The sequence below is a fragment of the Vibrio thalassae genome (assembly GCF_900089835.1).
Lineage (GTDB): Bacteria > Pseudomonadota > Gammaproteobacteria > Enterobacterales > Vibrionaceae > Vibrio > Vibrio thalassae.
This window is the reverse complement of the sequence record NZ_OANU01000072.1, coordinates 1-4856: the sequence shown is the minus strand read 5'-3', so window position 1 is coordinate 4856 and position 4856 is coordinate 1. Positions and strand designations below refer to the sequence as shown.

At 42.1% G+C, this 4856-nt stretch carries 4 protein-coding genes and 1 pseudogene; 4 read left to right on the top strand and 1 reads right to left on the bottom strand.

What is annotated here, in order from left to right; translation table 11 throughout:
* Together VTH8203_RS16965 and VTH8203_RS16960 are read left to right on the top strand one after the other, a co-directional pair.
* Positions 1-2143 (top strand): annotated as a pseudogene (locus VTH8203_RS16965) (LamG domain-containing protein); the annotation flags it as partial.
* Between the two features lie 113 nt (positions 2144-2256).
* Positions 2257-2508 (top strand): hypothetical protein, encoded by a 252-nt coding sequence (locus tag VTH8203_RS16960; RefSeq protein WP_096994729.1) that lies wholly within the window; start codon positions 2257-2259, stop codon positions 2506-2508.
* A 556-nt stretch (positions 2509-3064) separates the two neighbouring features.
* On the opposite strand, the gene VTH8203_RS16955 is transcribed toward VTH8203_RS16960, so the two are convergent.
* Entirely contained in the window at positions 3065-3691 is a 627-nt protein-coding gene (locus VTH8203_RS16955; protein WP_096994728.1) for a recombinase family protein, read from the bottom strand.
* 213 nt (positions 3692-3904) lie between these two features.
* On the opposite strand from VTH8203_RS16955, the gene VTH8203_RS16950 reads away from it, so the two are divergent.
* Both VTH8203_RS16950 and VTH8203_RS16945 read left to right on the top strand, forming a co-directional pair.
* Positions 3905-4261, top strand: a complete 357-nt coding sequence (locus VTH8203_RS16950; RefSeq protein ID WP_096994727.1) for a type II toxin-antitoxin system RelE/ParE family toxin — start codon at positions 3905-3907, stop codon at positions 4259-4261.
* Entirely contained in the window at positions 4233-4538 is a 306-nt protein-coding gene (locus VTH8203_RS16945) for a helix-turn-helix domain-containing protein (protein ID WP_096994726.1), read from the top strand. Before VTH8203_RS16950 ends, VTH8203_RS16945 begins: the two co-directional genes overlap by 29 nt.
* Positions 4539-4856 lie beyond the last annotated feature (318 nt).

The window sequence follows — 4856 nt, the reverse complement described above, 5'->3', positions numbered from 1 at the left end:
TATTCCTGATCACATGGATTACGATGACGATGCTGACGGTATCTCGGATCTGGATGACAGTGCGCCACTCGATCGCAACTCAGACTATGACAGTGATGGCTTAACCGATGGCTATGAAACCGATAATGGCCTCAATCCGATGGATGCCAGCGATGGTGGTGTGGACAGTGACGGTGATGGTATTCGTGATGCGGATGAATTGCTGCTTGGATTAAATCCCAATGATGCCAGTGATGGTGCGTCGAGTGACACCGATAACGATGGCGTGACCAATGGAGAAGAAATTTTAGCGGGCACGAATCCGTTGGATGCCAATGAATATGATGCAGACATGGATGGCGTCTTGGGTATTTATGATGTGGATGATAATGATCCGCACAGTGATACCGATAATGATGGTCTGGCTGACGTACAAGAAACGCAGAATGGTTATGATCCACTTGATCCGTCAGATGTGGATTACAGCATCGATGACAATAATGACGGCATTCCTGACATTTTTGCACTACTACAATCCAACTTACCCGCCGAAGGAACCATTAGTGTTGGCAATTGGCAATTAGGGTTAAGTCAATTAACACATATGCCAGAATTCACCTACACAGAATTCGTCAATACACCGCGCCAAATACATTTTGATTTGAGTAACTTAACAGGTGATGTGTCGTATGAATTTATTGTCCATTTTGCCGAAGATAATTCTGGGCGTCTTGAACTCTTGGGTTTACGAAATAACGCCGAAGGTATTAATACCAATTGGGCGATCCGTTTTGAGCAAGGCGCTGGCAATATGGGGGCGACTAAATTTGGTGAGGCGGATTACACCTTTGCTCCCGTTAATGGTGAATCGATTGCCAGCCCATATGGCGACCCTGTGCACCTTGTGGTGATTGGTCGAAATGGTAAAACAGAGGCATGGGTTAATGGTGTGCAGGTAGGCGAGATCAGCGCCAATGCGATTTTAATCGATGATGCGAATACACCTTTGGGTATTAACGATGGCAATGTTCAGGGTGATGACGGAATTTACGCGTTTGCCGCCTACAATCGCGCATTGCCGGTAGAAGAAATCCAGTTCCTTCACCGTAAAGCGCTAAGCATCTATTTTGATTCAGACAATGATGGTCTCTATGATGTGGTGGACCCCGATGACGATAATGACGGTGTGAACGATATCAATGACCGCTTCCCATTCGATGCATCAGAATGGGCGGATATTGATGGTGATGGCATCGGTGATAATGCCGATACCAACCTCAATGATGGTCCGCTTGCTGATGTAGACAGTGACGGCATTTTAAATAGTGTTGACCCTGATGCGGATAACGATGGTATCAGCAATGACATCGAAATAGCCGCAGGGTTTGATCCTTACGATGCCAGCGATATCGACTTCTCGATTGATTCCAATAATGATGGCTTTGCCGATATTTGGTTAACCTTGCAAGCTGCGTTATCAAGCGGCGGTGGTATAGATATACCAGGTTGGAGTGCGCATGTGGCGGCGGCCAATAATCCGCCTGAAGTGGTGGTCGATACTTTCGTCAACCAATCTTCTCAACATATGCTGAATTTAAGTGCATTGGCGGGGGATGTCACTTACGAATTTGTCGTAAACTTCGTCACCGATCCAAATAACTCCCTTGCTATTTTTGGTAACAGCGCCAGTGGTTGGAGTTTGCGTTTCGAGCAATGGAGAAACTTGAACACACTCGGCGCAACCCAATACGGTGCAGGGGATTACACCATCACAGCGCTTGCAGGTCAGTCAGTGGCTTCACCTTATGGCGCTCCAGCCCATCTTGTTTATGTCACACGCAGCGGTAGCAGTGAAGTCTGGGTCAATGGTGTACAGGTTGGTGAGTTAAATCATGCTATTTTACTCAATCATACCAGTGTGCCACTTGGCATTATGGAAGGCTCGGTACAAGGCGATGAAGGCATCTATGGTTTTGCAGCCTATAATCATGCATTATCCGCAGTCGAATTGAGTGCCGCTTATGAAAAAGCCATGGGTATTGACCAAGATACCGATGGCGATGGCATCTTTGACCGTCTCGATCCTGATGATGATAACGATGGCTACTTGGATAACGGCGAGCCAGACACCACGGGGTACGGTACAGGGCAAGTCGTTTACTGATATATCGTATCTATCGCCAAACGGCATCTGCCATGTGTTAATGTGGATGCTTGGATGTGTTGTAATGTTAAATTTAGACTAGAATTAAGATAACTTTAAACGTAGGTAAACTTATGAAAATTAAAGCACTAACAACTATTTTGGCAAGTATTCCTATCATAGTTTCAGCACACGTAAATCACATCGATGCTAATGATATATGTTATTTAAATGTGAAAGAAATGATGATATATATCAATAAGCTAGACCCTGGCAGTGAGAAAGCCCAAAAGATATCAGAGAAAATGGATGACATCGATCGTTTAATTGAAGAAAAAAAATATTGTGATGCGGAAGATGTGTTGGAGAGTTTATTTAGGCAATAAAAACTCTCTAGACACGGCTAGAGCATTTTCATAGACTGAACCTTAAGCATTAAGTCCTGCATAAATTCCGTCTAACGCAATGTTTTTCTTAGATTTCCTCTGGGTGGATTTTTGTGCATTCTTGAATATAGCTGTAGCAAATCCTCTTTATTCATTATTATGTGCTTCATTGCTTATTGATTGCCCACCATCATACAAAACCTTTGATAAAAAAGCACAATAATGTGTTATGCACAAAAAAAGTGGATAAACGGTGTATGGAATGAGAAAAGTGACCATTTTGAGAGTTTAAGGCCGAGATTGTTGCGAAATCGAAAGGCGTTACATTTAGTTAACATTTAGCAAAAAAGTGTCATTTACTTTCAGATTGGAATTGCAAAGTTTTTGCTAAGAAAAGGAGGACTTTTTGCCACTCCGTAGCAATCAAAGAGTGAAGCTGGCAAAAAAAGCCTTAAATTTCGCTATTTGGGGGCATACGACGATTCGGAAAATATTGTACGCTAAGAGCATAACTATATATTTCTAATGGAGAAAATTTGCTTAGATTTATTCCTTCTTACAAAGTGAAGTCTTTACCAGAGTCACCTTGCTTTTTAACCTTTGCAATAGTTGATCGGCTACAGCCTAAAAGGTGTTGAATCTGGGACCAACTTTTCCCCTCATTAAGTAAAAGTGCTACGTTTTCTCTCAGCTTGAGATCTGGTTTTCTTCCTTGGTACTTACCCAAGGCTTTTGCTTTCTGTATTCCTTGTGCTTGTCTTTTACGTCGAGTCTCATAATCATCCCTGGCCATTGCCGCAGCGAGATCAATCATAAACTCAGTGAGCACTTTTGAGATCATAGAACTTTCGGCGTTACCGCTAAGGGCAGCATGAGTCATTGGCTGGTCAAGAACAACAATATGTAGTCCTGCATCAACTAATTGATGTTTGAGCAGCTTCCATTGTTCATATGGTAATCTTGATAACCTATCAACCTTTTCGATAAGCAAAATATCATTTTGATGAGAATCATCTATTAAACGTGACAGCTCAGCTCTTTCTAGTTTAGAACCTGATTGGTTTTCAATATAGAAACTGGCAATACGTACACCTTTTTGATTAGCAAACTGCTCTAATTCAGCTTTTGCACGATTAGCATCCTGTTCATCAGTTGATGCTCTTAGGTACCCTCGTATGAACATTTTTGTCACTTTGGTTTGTTTTAAGTATGGTATTCAATATTAGTTCACATAGGGTATGAAACCAATAGTAAACGAACCAGTTTTTCAAACATGTGATATGGTTTGCTTGAGGTGTACTCTATTAGAACCCCTTATTAGTAAAATTTTAATATAGACTGTACTCTATATAGATTGCAGTCTATAATTTCTTTAAATATAAATTAAGCGTCAAGTATGTGGATAATACTCAACCGACCACTCTTTGTTGATTGGTTTAAAACGTTAGATAGTAAAGACAAGGTTAGTGTCAGGGCATCCCTTGGATTACTACAAGAAAGAGGCCCGACTCTACCTCGACCATACGCTGACACTTTGGAAGGCTCCAAAATCAGCAACCTTAAAGAGTTACGTGTGCAAAGTAGTGGAAAGCCTATCCGGGTTTTCTTTGCTTTTGACCCTGAACGCCAGTGTGTTGTCTTGTGTGGAGGAGATAAAACTGGTGACAAACGTTTTTACAAGAAGATGATCCCTATCGCAGAGAGTGAATTAAAGGAGTTAGACAATGAAAAGTCAGCCACTAAGCGCACTTGATGATCTAATGACAGAGGACGAATTGAGACAAGCACATCAGAAAACTTCTGAGATGTTGCTGGAGCTCAATCTGGCTGAAATCCGCCATAGTGTTCAAATGTCACAAGCACAAGTTGCTAAAACTATGGGTATTAAACAACCCACCATTGCCAACCTGGAGAAGAATGGCAAAGACGTAAAATTGCTTTCCCTAAAGCGATATGTGGAAGCACTTGGTGGTCAGTTACGCATAGATATTGAGATGCCTGATGGTCATCATTTTGGTATGAAAGTATAACTTTCCGCTTCTCTCGGAAATGGATCTGAATTGATAAGATAAGCTAGTGGCCACTGCTACTGGTTTGTTTTTCTTCATATCCGAATAGTTCATAAGCTCTAAGTAAGTTTTGTCGAGTAGACGACACCTGTTACCAAGTGTCGTCCCTCTAAGAACCCAGCATGCAACTTTCACCGCACTAGGCTCAAGCCTTCACGAAGGCACCGATTGGCACCCAGCAACTTATAAAGCAGTGAGAGCAGGCTCGTGCCAAGAGTTACGACATTGCTTCTTTGATTTTCTCTTAGCCAAGTATTCTTGGTATTGAGGATCAAAAGG

Excerpts from the sequence above, each read along its gene's own strand:
- VTH8203_RS16960 (WP_096994729.1), top strand. The coding sequence starts at position 2,257 with ATGAAAATTAAAGCACTAACAACTATTTTGGCAAGTATTCCTATCATA.
- VTH8203_RS16955 (WP_096994728.1), bottom strand. The coding sequence starts at position 3,691 with ATGTTCATACGAGGGTACCTAAGAGCATCAACTGATGAACAGGATGCT.
- VTH8203_RS16950 (WP_096994727.1), top strand. The coding sequence starts at position 3,905 with ATGTGGATAATACTCAACCGACCACTCTTTGTTGATTGGTTTAAAACG.
- VTH8203_RS16945 (WP_096994726.1), top strand. The coding sequence starts at position 4,233 with ATGAAAAGTCAGCCACTAAGCGCACTTGATGATCTAATGACAGAGGAC.